This is a genomic window from Longibacter salinarum (genome assembly GCF_002554795.1).
Lineage (GTDB): Bacteria > Bacteroidota > Rhodothermia > Rhodothermales > Salinibacteraceae > Longibacter > Longibacter salinarum.
Window position 1 is genome coordinate 426,499 of the sequence record NZ_PDEQ01000003.1, and the last position, 14,645, is coordinate 441,143.

The following is a 14,645-nucleotide window of genomic DNA, read 5'->3' on the forward strand; positions in this document are numbered from 1 at the left end:
GAGGGGGGAGAGAAGGGGCGAGTCCCGAGCGGTACGAATGGATCACCTCGGTGGAGCGGGAAGCGCATGCGATAAATCGGCGGGCATACGAGCCTACATGCACCGGCAACCCATATCTCAGGCCTTGTGCGCCTTCATATCTATATGGAGCCAAAATCGTTCGCTGTGAGCGAAATTAAATGAAGCGAATGTGAAGAAACAGCTTCAGCCAACGAAATTATATCAGCAGCGAAATTTCGCTTGACAGCCACGCGGCCTTCACGTAGTATTTGCATACCATCAAGTCTGCCGGGACACCCCGCGTCAGCGACGCCTATTCGGAATGGAAGCGGTTCCGGGTGAATGTCTGCTGGCACATGGGCGCACTCCCGGGCCCTTTCGCCGCCCTTTTTCTATCCAAAGCAGGTACGACATGGCAATCTCAACATCCGACGCTGCGGCGTACACATCGAACGTCGACTGGACCTCCGTCGCTGACGGCGTAGAAATCAACGCAAAGGCGTGGACCGACGAGGCGAAGCAGCTTTTCCCGGAGGAACTGCTGTCGATCATAGCCTCTCTGCATCGAGCGCTGAATTCCGAACGGATGAACCTGCTGAAGGCTCGAAAGGCGCAGCAGAAGCGCTACGACGAAGGGGCACTGCCAGGGTATCTGCCTGCGGACGAACATCCGGACGCTCACGGAGACTGGCAGGTCGCACCTCTTCCTGATGACATCCTGCAGCGACGGGTCGAGATCACCGGGCCGGTCAACAACGCGAAGATGGTCATCAACATGCTCAGCCGGAACGAGGACGGGTCGATGGCTGATGCGGCGATGCTTGACTTCGAGGACTCGATGAAGCCGGCCTGGACGAATGTGCTTGCCGGAATCCGCAATGTGAAGGAAGCGGCAGAAGGGACGCTTTCGTACACGCAGTCCGCGACCAACGGCCGTCCCGCGAAGGATTACAATCTCGACCCGGATGACATGCCGCTCCTGATGGTTCGAATTCGCGGCCTCCACCTCGACGAATCAAACGTCCACGTGGATGGGGAGCCGGTCTCCGGCGGTCTACTTGACCTGGCCGCTGTTGCCTATCACACGGCTCAAGCGCTCATGAATCAGGGGAAGACGCCGAAATATTACGTGCCGAAGGTCGAGCATTATCTGGAGGCGCGCTGGTTCAATAAGCTCTTCGTCGGTGTGCAGAAGGCACTCGGCATCCCGGAAAAGACATTCAAGGCCACGTTCTTAATTGAAACGCTGCCGGCCGCCTTCCAGATGGAAGAGATCCTGTACGAATACCGGGATCACGCGGCCGGGCTCAACGGTGGTCGCTGGGACAAGATCTTCAGTGATATCAAGGTACTGCGGGAGCACGATGACCGCGTGCTTGCCGACCGCAACTGGATCAACATCCAGCGTCCGTGGATGGAGATGTACGTCAAGCAACTCATTCGAGTCTGCCACAAACACGGAGCGTTCGGCATGGGGGGCATGGCGCCTCAGACGCCAGGGAAAACGGAAGACCTGCGCGAAAAGCAAATTGCGGGCGTGGTGGACGACAAAAAATTTGAAGCGTCCATTGGACACGATGGATGCTGGGTCTCCCATCCCTACTTCATCGGCCCAGCGATGAAGCCCTTCAAGGAAAAGCTCGATGCTGAGGGCAAGAAGAATCAGCTAGACGTCATTCCAGATATCCCCGAGCAGCCCGATCTTCTACCAAAAGGCGGCGTCGGGCCGAAGACCGTGGACGGAATTCGGGTCAACGTTCGCGTTTCCATTGGCTACATGAAGGGCTGGAATTCGGATATCGGCGCTGTGGCGTGGGACAACCGAATGGAAGACCTCGCGACGTTTGAGATCTCGCGCGCGCAGACGTGGCAGTGGCTCCATCACAGCGTGACCCTGGACGATGGGACCGAGGTCACGAAAGAACTCATCCACCGAATCTTTGAGGAGGAGCTCGAAAAGATCGAGGCAGAGGCGCGCGATTTTTTTGCCTCTTACGGGGAGGATGCCGTCGAAACCCATGTTCAGCGATTTCGGAAGGCAGCGAAGGACGCGGAGCGCATCTTTACGGAAGACGCGATGCGACCCTTCCTCGCCTGCGAGTCCGAGCTTTTCGGCGTGGACGAGCACAAGGAGCATCTGCTCAAACACTCTGGCTGCTGACGCTACGTTCTGCAGCGGTCCCTGCGTCCCGTTCCGTCCGGACCGAGGCGGGACGGGGCCATTTTCAGCGGATCGGTCTCAACCATAATCAGAGGGTATCCCGATGGACGTACAAGCGAATGGCACCCCCACGACGGAAGAACAAATTGACGCACTGAAGGAAAAGTGGGCAAATGATCCGCGATGGGAGGGGATCAAGCGCCCGTACGACGCAGCGGACGTCGTCCGTCTGCGCGGATCGTTTAACATCAAGCATACACTGGCCGAAATGGGTGCAGCGCGCCTATGGCAACTCCTCCACGATGAGGAATACGTCAACGCGCTCGGGGCCCTGACCGGGAATCAGGCGATGCAACAGGTCAAAGCCGGTCTTAAGGCCATCTACCTGAGTGGGTGGCAGGTGGCCGCGGACGCGAACCTGAGTCGCCAGATGTATCCGGATCAGAGTCTGTACGCCTCGAACAGCGTTCCTGACGTGATCCGGCGGATCAACAATACGTTGAAGCGGGCCGACGAGCTGCATCACGCGGAAGGGGACGACTCTACGTATTGGATGGCGCCGATCGTTGCGGATGCGGAAGCCGGTCATGGAGGGGTGCTCCACGCCTTCGAGTTGATGAAGTCCATGATTGAAGCGGGCGCTGCTGGCGTGCACTTCGAGGATCAGCTCGCGGCAGAGAAGAAGTGTGGACACCTCGGCGGCAAAGTTCTCGTCCCGACACAGCAGTTCGAGCAGGTGCTCATCGCGGCCCGCCTTGCGGCGGATGTGATGGATGTGCCGACGCTCCTCATTGCCCGGACGGATGCGGACTCTGCTCAGCTTTTGACCAGCGACGTCGACCCGCGTGATCGCACGTTTATTAAGAGCAAGGACCGGACGAGCGAAGGTTTCTATCGGGTGAATGCGGGTCTGGACCTGGCGATCAACCGGAGCCTGAGCTATGCGCCGTATGCTGATCTACTGTGGTTTGAAACCTCCAAACCGAATCTCGAGGAGGCGAAGACGTTTGCAGAGGCGATTCACAAAGAGTACCCGAATAAGATGCTGGCGTACAACTGCTCGCCATCATTCAACTGGCGCGCCCATCTCAACGACGACGAGATCGCCGCATTCCAGCGCGAGATTGGCGAAATGGGATACAAGTTCCAGTTCGTCACGCTGGCCGGTTTCCATTCCTTGAACTTCAGCATGTTCAACCTCGCAGAGGGATATCGTGACCGAGGCATGGCCGCGTATTCCGAGTTGCAGCAGGCGGAGTTTGATGCGGAGGAACGGGGCTACACTGCGACGAAGCACCAGCGCGAGGTCGGCACTGGGTACTTCGACGAGGTCAAAAACGTGATCACGGATGGCACGTCGTCGACAGGGGCGATGGAGGGCTCGACCGAGTCTGCACAGTTCGCGTGATCGATCTACCCCTCACTCACCATCGATGAGCGGTCGTAGAGCGGCAGGCTTCGGGCCTGTCGCTCTTTTTTGTACAGCGGGTTGTTACGGCCATCAGGATCTGGGCGTACGCACAATGCCGGCGTCCACTCGGGGTCGAGCATGTCCGCCTCAGAAAGAAGGCGCCTGTACGACCTGATCGACACGGGAAACGGCGGGTGGCCGATATATCACAAGTGAGTGTTACTTTCCTGCAGTCATGAGCGGCTGAAGAAGTGCACGCTCGGTCCCACAGAGTGATGCTACCGTCCCCGTTTCGTAGTAGGATCAAATTCATGACCGTATCGACGCGCTTTGCCTGGCTACTTCTCGCGCTTGGAGCTCTATTGATCGCCGAACCCTATGTCGCATCCGCTCAGGGGCGTGGGCGCGGCCCGACGTCCGGGCGACCTGGTACGGCGGAATGGTGGTCGCCTCGACCGTATGCTCAGAAGGGATATGAACCCCGGCGCGCTGTTCGAAAAGATGCGCCTCCTTTCTGTCGCAATCGCCAGGGGCATCCCGTGCACGGCTGGCGTTGGTGCATCGAGAAAGGATTCGTTCGTCCGGAGGCCCGGCACGCCTGGCGCCCGTATCAGCCGAGCCGGGTTGTGGTCGTGCGGAAGCGACCGCGAATGGTCGTGCGTCCGCGTGTCGTCTTTCGCGCGGATATCATTGTCGATGTCCTCGGCATCGAACTGTATCGCAACGTGCTCGACTGGGGGCAGCGGTCTGGGTACCGTGGCGATCCCGTTGCGCGGTGGGTACCGTATGGTCGTCGAGGGTGGGTGCTACAGGTGAGCCAGGAAGGTTTTCCGCTTGCCGAGCTTATTGATCACAATGGTGATCGCCGCATCGACGATGTCTGGGTCTACGAGCCTGATCGTCTGCATCGCGACCGACAGCGTGACCGACGGTACCATGATCGCTACGACGACCGCTACGATGACGACGACCGCTTCGAACGTGAGCGCGAGTGGCGAGAAGAGCGTCGTGAACGTCGCGAAGAGAGACGTGAGCGGCGTCGGGAAGAAGACGAGGACCGACGCGAACGCCAGCGCGACCGCGACGAGGATTACGAAGAGGACCGCTGGGACGACCGCGACAGTTGGCAGAGCTGAACTGGCCGACCGTCGCGGCGCTTTTTTAAGCGAGCGCGTACCGTCGTAGACGATCGATTAGTGCAGCAGATCAGCGAGCAGGATCAGCGGAATACCGAATGAGCCGAGGAGAAGGGCTGTCAGACACCAGGCGGCGTATGGCGTGAGCAAACCGCGCCACCACAGGGTCCAGCGCAGTTGTAGCATCGGCCAGTTCGCGACGTGACAAAAGAGGAAGAGAAGGGCGAAGAGAAGGGCCTCGCTCTCGTCTGAGACCGCGAAAATCTTGATGATCGGGACGCTGATGATGAAGAGTCCGATGAACCCGGTCGAGAGCATCAAGGAACCGAGATGGTCCTGAAAAAGATCGCCGGCACTGATCGGTCTAGGCATAGGACAGCAGAATGGTGGCGTGGGGGTCCGGCGAACGGCATGGAATATCCGTGCAAACGGTACGCCGGAGTTTTGTACGAAGTTGCCTGGAGGTGGCGATCAATCGTGGTCTGTGTGGAGACCGTTTCAATCTGTATGAGGGGTTGATCCGGAGATGATATCGGCTCATATTAATACGTGCGTCTGAACGCGGGTTCTGTACTCGTTTTCTACGCCCCCATTCACCCGTTTCATCTTCCGCGCCGCATCGTGACTGTTTCTTGCTGTCATCTCCGCTCGTTCACCGCACTACGCCTCCCGGTGCTTCTATTCGTTTTTGCCGGTGTCTGGGTAGGATGCTCCGGCACTCAGTCCACGAGCCAGTACGGGGCTCAAACCGATGTGTCATCCGAGGTCGAACGCTTGGAGGAGGAGAATGCTGCGCTTCGCCAGGATCTGATTGATGCCCGGCGTCGGGCGAACTCCGGCGTGATGCGCAGAGGGGAAACCGTCGAAGTGCTGTCTACAGATCTGTACTTCGAAAGTGGCAGCGCGCAGTTGACATCGGAGGGCGTGGAAAAGTTAAAAAGCGTTGCTGCAACCCTGAAGCGAGAGTACCCGAATCGTGTGGTCCGTGTTGAGGGGTACACCGACGATCAACCCATTGGCGATAAGCTCAAGTCTAAATTTCCGAGCAATTGGGAATTGTCGGCGGGTCGTGCCGCGGCTGTGGTTCGGCATCTACAGTGGACCCACAATCTTTCGCCGGAGCGCTTCGAAGTTGTCGGCTTTGGCCCGTATCAACCCCTCGCGACCAATGAGACCGCCGACGGTCGACGTCAGAATCGTCGGGTGCGGATCGCCGTGCTGCCTGGTGACGACCCAGATGCTGTTGACGCGACGGAGAGCATAAGCGGTCCCCGTATGCAGGACCGCCGCGGAAATGCGCGAAAGGGATTTTAGATCGTCCCCCCGGAATGCTGTCGTTGTTTGATGGTCCCGGTGATGAAATCAACCACCGGCGGAAAGCAGAACGCCCGTTCGCTTCATCCGAGTCCGTTATCTGTCAGGCCTCCCAGTTGCCTTCGGCAACCTCTCGGGCGGCCTGAGCAGTGATGCGGATCATCGGGCCGAGCGCGGCGAACCGCTCATCCTTGGTCTGTCCGCGTTTGTACCGTATGTAGATTTGTGCGACGATCACGGTGAGGCGGAAGAGGCCGAGTGCATGGTAGAACCGAATGTTGCTCACGTCTCGGCCGCTGCGAGATGCGTAGCGGCGTACGAGTTCGGACCGGGAGGGAAATCGCTCGTCTACGGGCATCGTCGCAAACTTTTGAAACGGAGCCGGGTCCGTGGGCTGGATCCAGTAGGTGAGAAGTGCTCCAAGGTCGCTTAGCGGATCGCCCAGGGTGCACATGTCCCAGTCGAACACGGCCACGGGAGTGCCGGGGTCGTTCGGGGTCAGCATCAGGTTGTCGAGCTTGTAGTCGTTGTGGACAAGGGACGCCCGGTTGGAGTCTGGTCGATTCTCGCAGAGCCAATCATACACCTCGTTCATCGATCCGACATTCTCGTCTTTCGCCGCATTCCAGCGCTCGTACCAGCCTTCGATCTGTCGGTCGATGAACCCGTCCGGTCGCCCCAGATCTTCCAGCCCGATGGACTCGTAGTCGACCGCATGGAGATCAGCGAGTGCGTCGATTAGCGCGTGGGACATTCGCTGCGGCGCGTCATCAAGGTTACGATACGCATCCGGCATCGTATCGCGGACGACCACGCCTTGACGTCGCTCCATGACGAAGAATTCCGACCCGATGAGGGATGGGTCGCCGCAGTAAACCAGAGCCTCGGGGGCCAGGTCGTATGCCTGGTGAAGCTTTGAGAGCACCGAGTACTCGCGGTGCATGTCGTGAGCATTCTCCGCAACAGGGCCGAGCGGCGGACGCCGGAGGACGAGCTCGTTTTCGCCGTAATCGAGCAAGTACGTTAGGTTGGCTTTTCCCCCACCAAACTGACGAACGGTCGGAATGCCACTGGTTATCTCCAGACGATCGTTCAGAAATTCGGCGACAGCGTGAATGTCGAAGGACTCGTCCTCACGCACGTCGATGATCTGTTCAGAAGGGTCCGGCACGGGAGATTTGTTGGTCAATGGAGGGGGAGCGGTCACACGTCAATGATAGGGTTCTCCGACGAAAGTGCCAATCGTTCCGGTGAGGTGAACTCGGGCTCATGAAAGAAGGCGTTTACGTATAAAAACGAAGGCGCCCCATCCATGACGACCGGTTCCCTTGTGTCGGTATCGACCGTCATGCATGGGGCGCTCTGTACAAACGCCTGTCCTCGTTAGCCTTCCGGAACGAGCACGACGCGGAATCGGGCCTCGTTATTGATCATTCGATCGTATGCTTCGGCTGCCTCTGTGAGAGGAAACGTCTCGATCATCGGGGCCACGTCGTTCAGCGCGCTAAAGTCGAGCGTATCCTCCGAGTCGTCCGCGGAGCCCGATGGCCAGCCCTGGATCGATTTTCGACCCATGATCAGTTGCATGGGGGATATCTCGATCGGATCTGCCGTTGCGGCGACCACCATCAGTTTGCCGTCGCGCGCGAGTCCGTCAGCAACGTCTGTAATCGCCTGCGAGCTGGGCGCCGTGGCGAGAATGACATCGGCTCCCCCGAGGGCCTGAAGCTGCTCGGCCGTGTCTCCACTCGTCGTGTCGATGAAGTGGTGGGCACCGAGTTTGTGCGCGAGATCTTTCTTGTCGGTGCCGCGCGACAGGGCGATGACTTCGCAGCCAAAGCTCGCGGCATACTGGATTCCCAGGTGCCCGAGTCCACCAACGCCCTGAACGGCCACCCGTGCGCCGGGTGTGAGACCGCTGTTGCGGAGTGCGTTGAAGGTCGTAATGCCCGCACACAGGAGGGGGGCCGCCTCATCGAAGTTCAAATCGTCGGGCATGCGTGCGACAGCTTCCGCCGGGGCACACATGTACTCGGCATAGCCGCCGTCGAACGAGATGCCTGTGACTTTTCCATTCTGGCAGTTAACGAAGTCACCATCGCGGCATGCCGGACAGGTGAAGTCATGGCCACCGTGCCAGCCGACGCCGACGCGGTCACCTTCCGCCCACATCTCGACACCGTCGCCGACGGCATCGACAATGCCGGTCACTTCGTGGCCCGGAACGCGAGGATACTCCAGTCCGGGAAACGTGCCCTCCTTCACGAAGGCGTCACTGTGACAGATGCCGCATGCCTTCACGTTGATGCGTACCTCGCCGGGACCGGGCTCGGGTACGTCGAGCTCGACAACCTGAAGATCACCACCGGCTTCTTGAACCTGTACCGCTTTCATTTTGGCCATAAGCTTTTACATAGATGTGCTGATGATAAACGCGGTTGTATGCGAGAACCGAGATGTGAGCGAGGCGGTCCCTTTCGTATCACTTTGTTTCGATTCGTTCAGAATCCTGTGATGGAATCCTGACGCGCTGAAGCTACTGCTCGGATGGGTCCAAAGGAGCATGCGCACTTTCAGGCATAAATGGATGTTGCTTCCACCAATTCGGCGTTCCACACGTCATCTGTTTGATTCTGGTCTGGTCGCCCTGAGAGACGGGCACGTCTTCAGAGTCGCCCGATCCCCCATTCACCGCCCCGCGTGTTTCTGCATAATATGGCGCTGTCATCTGCTTCCATTCGCGAAGGACTCCGCCGTCTAACGTACGTCCCGGACGCGCTTCGTCTCGTGTGGGCATCCGCCAAAGGATGGACGGCGGGATGGTCGGTTCTCCTCGTGCTACGCGGTATCATTCCTGCGGCGACCGTCTATCTAACGAAGCTGGTCGTTGATGCGGCCGATGCCGCGATCGGGCAGGGGCTCGGCTGGGAAACCGCGCAGCCGGTCGTGGTGCTGGCAGCGCTGATGGCCGCGCTCATGCTCCTGCAGGAATTGCTGGGGGGATTGACGACGTGGGTCCAGACCGCTCAGTCGGAGTCACTGACGGATTTTGTGAAGGCGAAAGTTCACGAGAAGGCCGGGTCCGTCGACCTCGCCTTTTTCGAAAGCCCGGACTACTTCGACCTGATGTCGCGGGCTAATGAGGAGGCGAGTAGCCGCACCCTCTCGCTGTTGCAGAATATTGGTGCGATGGTGCAGAACGGCATCACGCTGGCCGGTGTCGCCATCATCCTGATTCCATACGGCCTCTGGATTCCGATCGCTCTTCTCCTGAGCACGTTGCCTGCACTCTGGGTCGTCGTGCGCCACAAGCGGATCTACCATCAGTGGTGGAGCGACACGACGGAGGATCGGCGATGGGCGCAGTACTTCGACCGCCTACTGACGTATCCGCAACCTGCACCTGAGGTCAGGCAGTTCGAGCTTGCACCCGCCATTCGGAGAGCGTATATCTCGCTCCGAAAAATGCTGCGCGAGAGCAAGATCCGGCTCATCGGGCGGCAGAATCTTGCCTCGTTCGGAGCTGCCACACTCGGCTTGTTTGTGACCGGCGGGGTGATGGTGTGGATGGGTGCGCGGGCTCTCTCGGGAACGGCGACACTCGGAGACCTGGCGTTGTTCTACCGCGCATTCAGCGAAGGGAGAGGGCTTCTACGATCGATGCTGGGCGGTCTTGGGAATTTGTACGCCGACACGCTCTTCATCCATCACTTGTTTACGTTCCTCGAACTGGAGCCGACCGTCACCGAACCAGAGGAACCGGTCACCATTCCGTCTCGAGCCGCAGCCGCAAACGGTCGACCGATGTCGAGTCCGGGTATCACGTTCGAGAACGTGACCTTTCGCTATCCGGCCAGCGAAGAAAATGCGCTCGACGGTTTCGACCTGCGCATTGAGGCGGGGCAGACGGTGGCTATCGTGGGCCCGAATGGCGCTGGTAAGAGCACACTCACGAAGCTCCTCTGCCGGTTCTACGATCCGCAGGAGGGGAGCGTCCGGGTCGATGGAGTCGATCTTCGCGACATGTCGCTGGAGTCGTTGCGCCGGATGATCACGGTGATGTTCCAGCACCCGATTCACTTCATCGCGACGGGCGTCGACAACATCCGGATGGGCGACGTCCGACAAGAGCCAGATCGACAGGATCTTGAGGCAGCAGCGCGTGCCGGCGGCGCACACGACATTCTCAAGCGACTGCCCGAGGGCTATCAGACGCTACTCGGCAAACAGTTTCGCGGTGGGGTCGAGCTAAGTGGCGGGCAGTGGCAACGCGTTACCCTCGCCCGTGCGTTCTTCCGCCAAGCGCCCATCGTTGTGCTTGACGAGCCGACAAGCTTCATGGACTCGTGGGCCGAGACCAAATGGCTCAACCGATTCTGCACGCTCGTTCAGGATCGTACAGCCATCATCGTCACGCACCGCTTCACGACGGCGATGAAAGCCGATGTCATTCACGTCGTAGACAACGGACGGGTCATCGAGTCTGGATCGCACGAAGAGTTGTTGGAGCAAGATGGTATCTATGCGGAATCCTGGCGTGCTCAGACAGCGACGTCGCGCCATCAGGTGACGCATGAACCGTCGGGAGACGGCGCGTCCACCATGCACGCCGATCCGATGGCTTCAGAGTCCGAACCTGCATCCACATCCCCTACTGTAGACGGCTCTTTTTCGTCAGCTACGTGATGTGATGACGACACTTGTTATTACACATTCTTTTTCTCGTCCCGAAGCTCGGCTCATCCAGCTGTGTACGCGGACACAGATGACCTCGGACATTGAGCGAGAGGTTCAGGACATCGTGTCATCCTCTCTCGATTGGATGTGGCTTGCACGGTTCGCCCGACGTCACGGAGTGGCCGCGTTGCTCGTTCATCATCTTCATCGCCTGGAACTGGGTGGACACATCCCGGATCAGGTTCGGGACATGTTGTGGTCGTATGGAAAAGCGGTGCTGACGCATAACGTACAGGCGATGGGGGAGTTGATACGCGTGATTGAGGCTTTCGACGCGGAAGGGATTGACGCAATGCCGATCAAGGGACCCGTTCTGGCGAATCGGTACTATGGGAATCTCGCATTCCGCAGGTTCGTCGACCTGGACATCGTTGTGCGGGAAGAACGGGTCCACGATGCTCTCGACGTGCTCGACCGAATGGGATACGAATTGGGCTATGAGCGCACGCCGGACGAACTTGAAAGCGCCATTCGCGGTCAACTCGGGATTGAGATGGTGGAGCGTGAGCGTCGAATGGTCGTGGAGGTTCATTGGGCGCTCTTAAACCGAACCTACAACATCCCGCTCGATCCGCCATCCGTTTGGGGACGGGTGCGACACCTCGCACTCGGAGACAAAACCGTAGCTGCGCTTTCGACCGAAGACCTATTGCTCTACCTCTGCGCGCATGGCACGAAGCATCACTGGGCCGGGTTGAAATGGGCATGTGACGTCGCGGAGGTGCTGCGTTCGGCAGATATCGACTGGGACGCACTCAATCGGCTGGCTCAAGAGCATCATTGCACCCGGATTTTACATCTTGGTCTTGCGCTCGCCTACCGATGGCTCGACGCTCCAGTACCGGAGCGGGTAATCGAGGCGGTGCGTGATGACAGCGGCATCAATCGGCTCATTCGCCAGATTGAAGATGGATGGCTGTGGACGGATCAGCCGCTTGAGCCGGAGGCCAGTCCACGAAAAGTCGCGTTCACGCTTGGGACGCGTACGCGCGTCAGGGACAACGCACGCTTCTTCTGGCACAACGTCGGCCTAATGGTCGGTCCGAACAAGAAGGATCGCGCCGTTGTGGACCTGCCGGGGTGGCTGGCGTGGGCCTACGTCGTCATCCGTCCATTTCGTGTGATCACGGATTGGCTAGAGGCAGATTCTGGGGAAGAGACGACCATCCGGAATGAATACGTGGACAAGCCCATCGACCGCCGGCCGGCCGCCCCCAGCAGTGAAAATGAGCAGTCTCGGGGATCGTCCTCGACCATACTCGTCGAAGAGGCCGCCTCATGACACGACTTATTTCGACATCACGACTTCGTCGACTGGTCTCCCGTTTTCGGCGACGGTCCTGGGCAGAGAGAATGGCCCTCGCCGAGGCATTCGTGGTTGTGCCGGCGGCGTGGGCGGCGCTACGACTCGTGTCCTTTCGCCGGCTTCTCCGTACGACACGTCCGCCAGACGGTCACGTGCAGTGGACTGCGCAACACCAGCGAGTATGCTGGGCCGTTCAGGCCGTCGCGAAACGATGGTTTCCATCTCGGCCCTGTCTCGTTCAGGCGCTTGCTGCCCTGTGGTTGTTGCGACCGCGGGGTGTCCGGCCGGACCTTTTTCTTGGCGTTGTACGCGAAGATGGGTTGTTTCGGGCACATGCCTGGCTCGAAGTCGACGGTGACGTTGTCCTCGGTGGACGGCGGTCGCCGGACGTATTCCAGCCGTTTCCTCCTCTCGTTCACTCCCCTTACGTGTAACTCCACCTATGTCTTCGAACCCCATGACGACTCAGAGCCCGAACCTGAATACGTGTCTCAAGGCTGACAGCCAACACGTTTCGTCTGATCTAGCTGGCGAGCAGGTCATCCTCAACCTCGACAACGGCGTGTACTACAGCCTGAACGAGGTCGGTAGCCAAGTCTGGTCGCTACTGAAGCAGCCACGTACGCTCCATGAAGTTGTGGACGACATCGCAGGCGATTATCCGGTCCCGCGCGACCGGATCGAAGCGGACGTCGTCACGCTTGCTGGAGATCTGCTTGAGGCCGGACTTGTCTCTGTCATCGAGGATTAGGAGCTGGCGGTGCACATCGCTTCGCTCCGTTCTTTCCGCTCCGTGTTGCGGGGCGAAGGCAGTGAGCGGCTGTTGGCGTGGTGTGCCGTCCCGACGCGTGTGATGCGCGCCGGGGATCCGTGAGGGTGTTCGTACCCTTCGGATGTCCGTAAAAAGCCGGTCGGCCGCCATCGTGAAGATGTGCAGCCGACCGGCTTCAATGTGTGGTGAAAGCGAACGAAGCGAGGTGGGTGAGGTCAGGAAAGAAAGAGGTATGGCTTCCAGGTATCGTCCACACTCCCGACGAAGTCACGGATGAACATGACGTAGCTCGGGCGGAAAGGGTCTCGATCGAGTTCCATGCCGACCTCTTCCGGCGTACGGTCTCCCTTTGCGTTATTACAGGAGACGCAGGCCGTGACGAGGTTCTCCCACGTGTCGCGCCCACCGCGAGATTTCGGCAGGACGTGATCAATCGTGAGGTCGTCCCGAGAGCCGCAATATTGACAGGTACTACGGTCGCGCTTGATAATATTCTTGCGCGACAGCATCACACGCTTGTACGGCACACTCGCGTACTGCTTCAACCGGACGATGCTCGGCGAAGGATAGCGAAGGTTCGGCGACCGGATGTATTGATCCGGTACGGCCTCCACAAGGTGGACTTTCTGGAGGTGCATAAGGATGACGGCTCGCTGAACGCTACATACCGTCAGCGCACTGTAATCCTGATTGAGAACGAGTACGTGACCGGTCATACGGGGTGACCCCCTGCCGACCTCGTAGGACGACGATTCGAACGAGGGAGGAACGGCGTCGGGGCGCGTCGCGGTCGCGTAACGTTGCATAGGCTAGTTGTTCTGAAGGAGAATTCCTCTCCCCGAAATCGGGGGATTGTGAGATGTCAACGAGTACAAAGCGGCAGGAAACCGTCAAGGATCATTCCGGATGGGCCTGCCATCAGCTATCTCGCATATCTAAACTTTCACCTTTTGTTTCCAAAATCTCCGTGGCACAGGCCTCCTGCGCTCTTAATCACAGTTGTATAACAGTACAAAGAGGGTGCCACGTCAGAGATTATCTGCTGAGGACGCTCATCCATCCACCACAAGAAGCTCATCCAAAAGACGATGAGTCTAATGAGCGATGAGCAAGGATGGGGGTCCTTTGGTTTGTATCTTTTAGTCGGTTTGTCGTGTGCATCTGCGACGCCCCCACGGTTTGTTGATCGCCCCTGCTAGGAGCAATGGCTCTTCCGTCACATCTTGCCATCATGCCGTTGAACTGGCGTCTGCACTCGGTCGCCTGGGCTGGGATTTTATTTGTCAGCAGTCTCGTTGGCGGTGGCATGACCTCTGGATCTGCGATTGCACAGGCGGGCGATCGTACATGGGTCGACACAACGGAGGGTACGGATGTCGCTCCCTATGCAAAAATTTGTGCGTCACGCACAGGCACCGACGCGACCATCATTTTTCCCGACACGGCCCGCGTCGTTGTTGACGGTGCACCGATCGAGCCAGGGGACCAGATTGCTGTTTTTACAAGCGAAGACCGCTGTGCGGGATACGTCACTTGGTCTGGATCATCCGTTGCTCTCGCAGTCTGGGCTGATGATCCGATGACGGAGGAGGTCGAAGGGATGAGGGCGGGGGAGAAGATGCGTTTTCGCATTCGCACAAAGGCCTCCCGGGTCAAAGGTGGGGATGACAACCGGAGGTTTGCTATTGCGCTCTCGGATGCGAAACCGTACCTAACATCCACGGAGACCTTCGTGCCAAACGGCATTTATGTCGTGAGAGAACTGAAATTCGGCCGGTTGGAGCATGCAGAAGCGGGCGACTGATCCA

Annotated in this window: 14 protein-coding genes; 9 read left to right on the forward strand and 5 right to left on the reverse strand. The window is 58.9% G+C overall.

Translation table 11 applies throughout. The features are described from left to right. Window positions 1–412 precede the first annotated feature (412 nt). Both CRI94_RS08060 and aceA read left to right on the forward strand, forming a co-directional pair. On the forward strand, window positions 413–2,161 hold the full coding sequence (locus CRI94_RS08060) for a malate synthase (RefSeq protein WP_179862210.1): 1,749 nt from the start codon (window positions 413–415) through the stop codon (window positions 2,159–2,161). 103 nt (window positions 2,162–2,264) lie between these two features. Next, a complete protein-coding gene (aceA, locus tag CRI94_RS08065) occupies window positions 2,265–3,569 on the forward strand; it encodes an isocitrate lyase (RefSeq protein WP_098075159.1) in 1,305 nt (434 codons plus the stop codon). 5 nt (window positions 3,570–3,574) lie between these two features. Here aceA and CRI94_RS17660 read toward each other — a convergent pair whose 3' ends face one another. Further along, entirely contained in the window at window positions 3,575–3,754 is a 180-nt protein-coding gene (locus tag CRI94_RS17660; RefSeq protein WP_179862211.1) for a hypothetical protein, read from the reverse strand. A gap of 129 nt (window positions 3,755–3,883) precedes the next feature. Here CRI94_RS17660 and CRI94_RS08070 point away from each other — a divergent pair, with 129 nt between their 5' ends. Then, window positions 3,884–4,708, forward strand: a complete 825-nt coding sequence (locus tag CRI94_RS08070) for a hypothetical protein (RefSeq protein WP_098075160.1) — start codon at window positions 3,884–3,886, stop codon at window positions 4,706–4,708. Window positions 4,709–4,765: 57 nt separating this feature from the next. Here the strand turns inward: CRI94_RS08070 and CRI94_RS08075 are convergent, their stop codons facing one another. Further along, complete coding sequence (locus CRI94_RS08075; RefSeq protein WP_098075161.1) at window positions 4,766–5,080, reverse strand: hypothetical protein; 315 nt, start codon at window positions 5,078–5,080, stop codon at window positions 4,766–4,768. A gap of 300 nt (window positions 5,081–5,380) precedes the next feature. On the opposite strand from CRI94_RS08075, the gene CRI94_RS08080 reads away from it, so the two are divergent. Further along, entirely contained in the window at window positions 5,381–6,022 is a 642-nt protein-coding gene (locus CRI94_RS08080) for an OmpA/MotB family protein (protein WP_098075162.1), read from the forward strand. 103 nt (window positions 6,023–6,125) lie between these two features. On the opposite strand, the gene CRI94_RS08085 is transcribed toward CRI94_RS08080, so the two are convergent. Together CRI94_RS08085 and CRI94_RS08090 are read right to left on the reverse strand one after the other, a co-directional pair. Then, the gene (locus CRI94_RS08085; protein ID WP_098075163.1) at window positions 6,126–7,193 is read right to left on the reverse strand and encodes a phosphotransferase family protein; all 1,068 of its coding nucleotides are present in this window, start codon (window positions 7,191–7,193) and stop codon (window positions 6,126–6,128) included. Between the two features lie 212 nt (window positions 7,194–7,405). Next, window positions 7,406–8,425, reverse strand: a complete 1,020-nt coding sequence (locus tag CRI94_RS08090) for an alcohol dehydrogenase (protein WP_098075164.1) — start codon at window positions 8,423–8,425, stop codon at window positions 7,406–7,408. A 297-nt stretch (window positions 8,426–8,722) separates the two neighbouring features. Here CRI94_RS08090 and CRI94_RS08095 point away from each other — a divergent pair, with 297 nt between their 5' ends. The 4 genes from CRI94_RS08095 to CRI94_RS08110 all read left to right on the forward strand — a co-directional run bounded on the left by CRI94_RS08095 (window position 8,723) and on the right by CRI94_RS08110 (window position 12,816). After that, window positions 8,723–10,708 (forward strand): ABC transporter ATP-binding protein, encoded by a 1,986-nt coding sequence (locus CRI94_RS08095; RefSeq protein ID WP_143815339.1) that lies wholly within the window; start codon window positions 8,723–8,725, stop codon window positions 10,706–10,708. Between the two features lie 79 nt (window positions 10,709–10,787). After that, window positions 10,788–12,041 carry a nucleotidyltransferase domain-containing protein gene (locus CRI94_RS08100; RefSeq protein WP_179862212.1) on the forward strand — a complete coding sequence of 418 codons (1,254 nt, stop codon included), beginning with the start codon at window positions 10,788–10,790 and terminating at the stop codon, window positions 12,039–12,041. Further along, window positions 12,038–12,499, forward strand: coding sequence for a lasso peptide biosynthesis B2 protein (locus tag CRI94_RS08105; RefSeq protein ID WP_098075167.1), 462 nt, complete (start codon window positions 12,038–12,040; stop codon window positions 12,497–12,499). The genes CRI94_RS08100 and CRI94_RS08105 overlap by 4 nt, the downstream gene beginning before the upstream one ends. Before the next feature lie 8 nt (window positions 12,500–12,507). Continuing rightward, the gene (locus CRI94_RS08110; RefSeq protein ID WP_098075168.1) at window positions 12,508–12,816 is read left to right on the forward strand and encodes a PqqD family protein; all 309 of its coding nucleotides are present in this window, start codon (window positions 12,508–12,510) and stop codon (window positions 12,814–12,816) included. A gap of 236 nt (window positions 12,817–13,052) precedes the next feature. On the opposite strand, the gene CRI94_RS08115 is transcribed toward CRI94_RS08110, so the two are convergent. Continuing rightward, on the reverse strand, window positions 13,053–13,553 hold the full coding sequence (locus CRI94_RS08115) for an HNH endonuclease (protein ID WP_098075169.1): 501 nt from the start codon (window positions 13,551–13,553) through the stop codon (window positions 13,053–13,055). 488 nt (window positions 13,554–14,041) lie between these two features. On the opposite strand from CRI94_RS08115, the gene CRI94_RS08120 reads away from it, so the two are divergent. After that, a complete protein-coding gene (locus CRI94_RS08120) occupies window positions 14,042–14,641 on the forward strand; it encodes a hypothetical protein (protein WP_098075170.1) in 600 nt (199 codons plus the stop codon). Window positions 14,642–14,645: the final 4 nt, after the last annotated feature.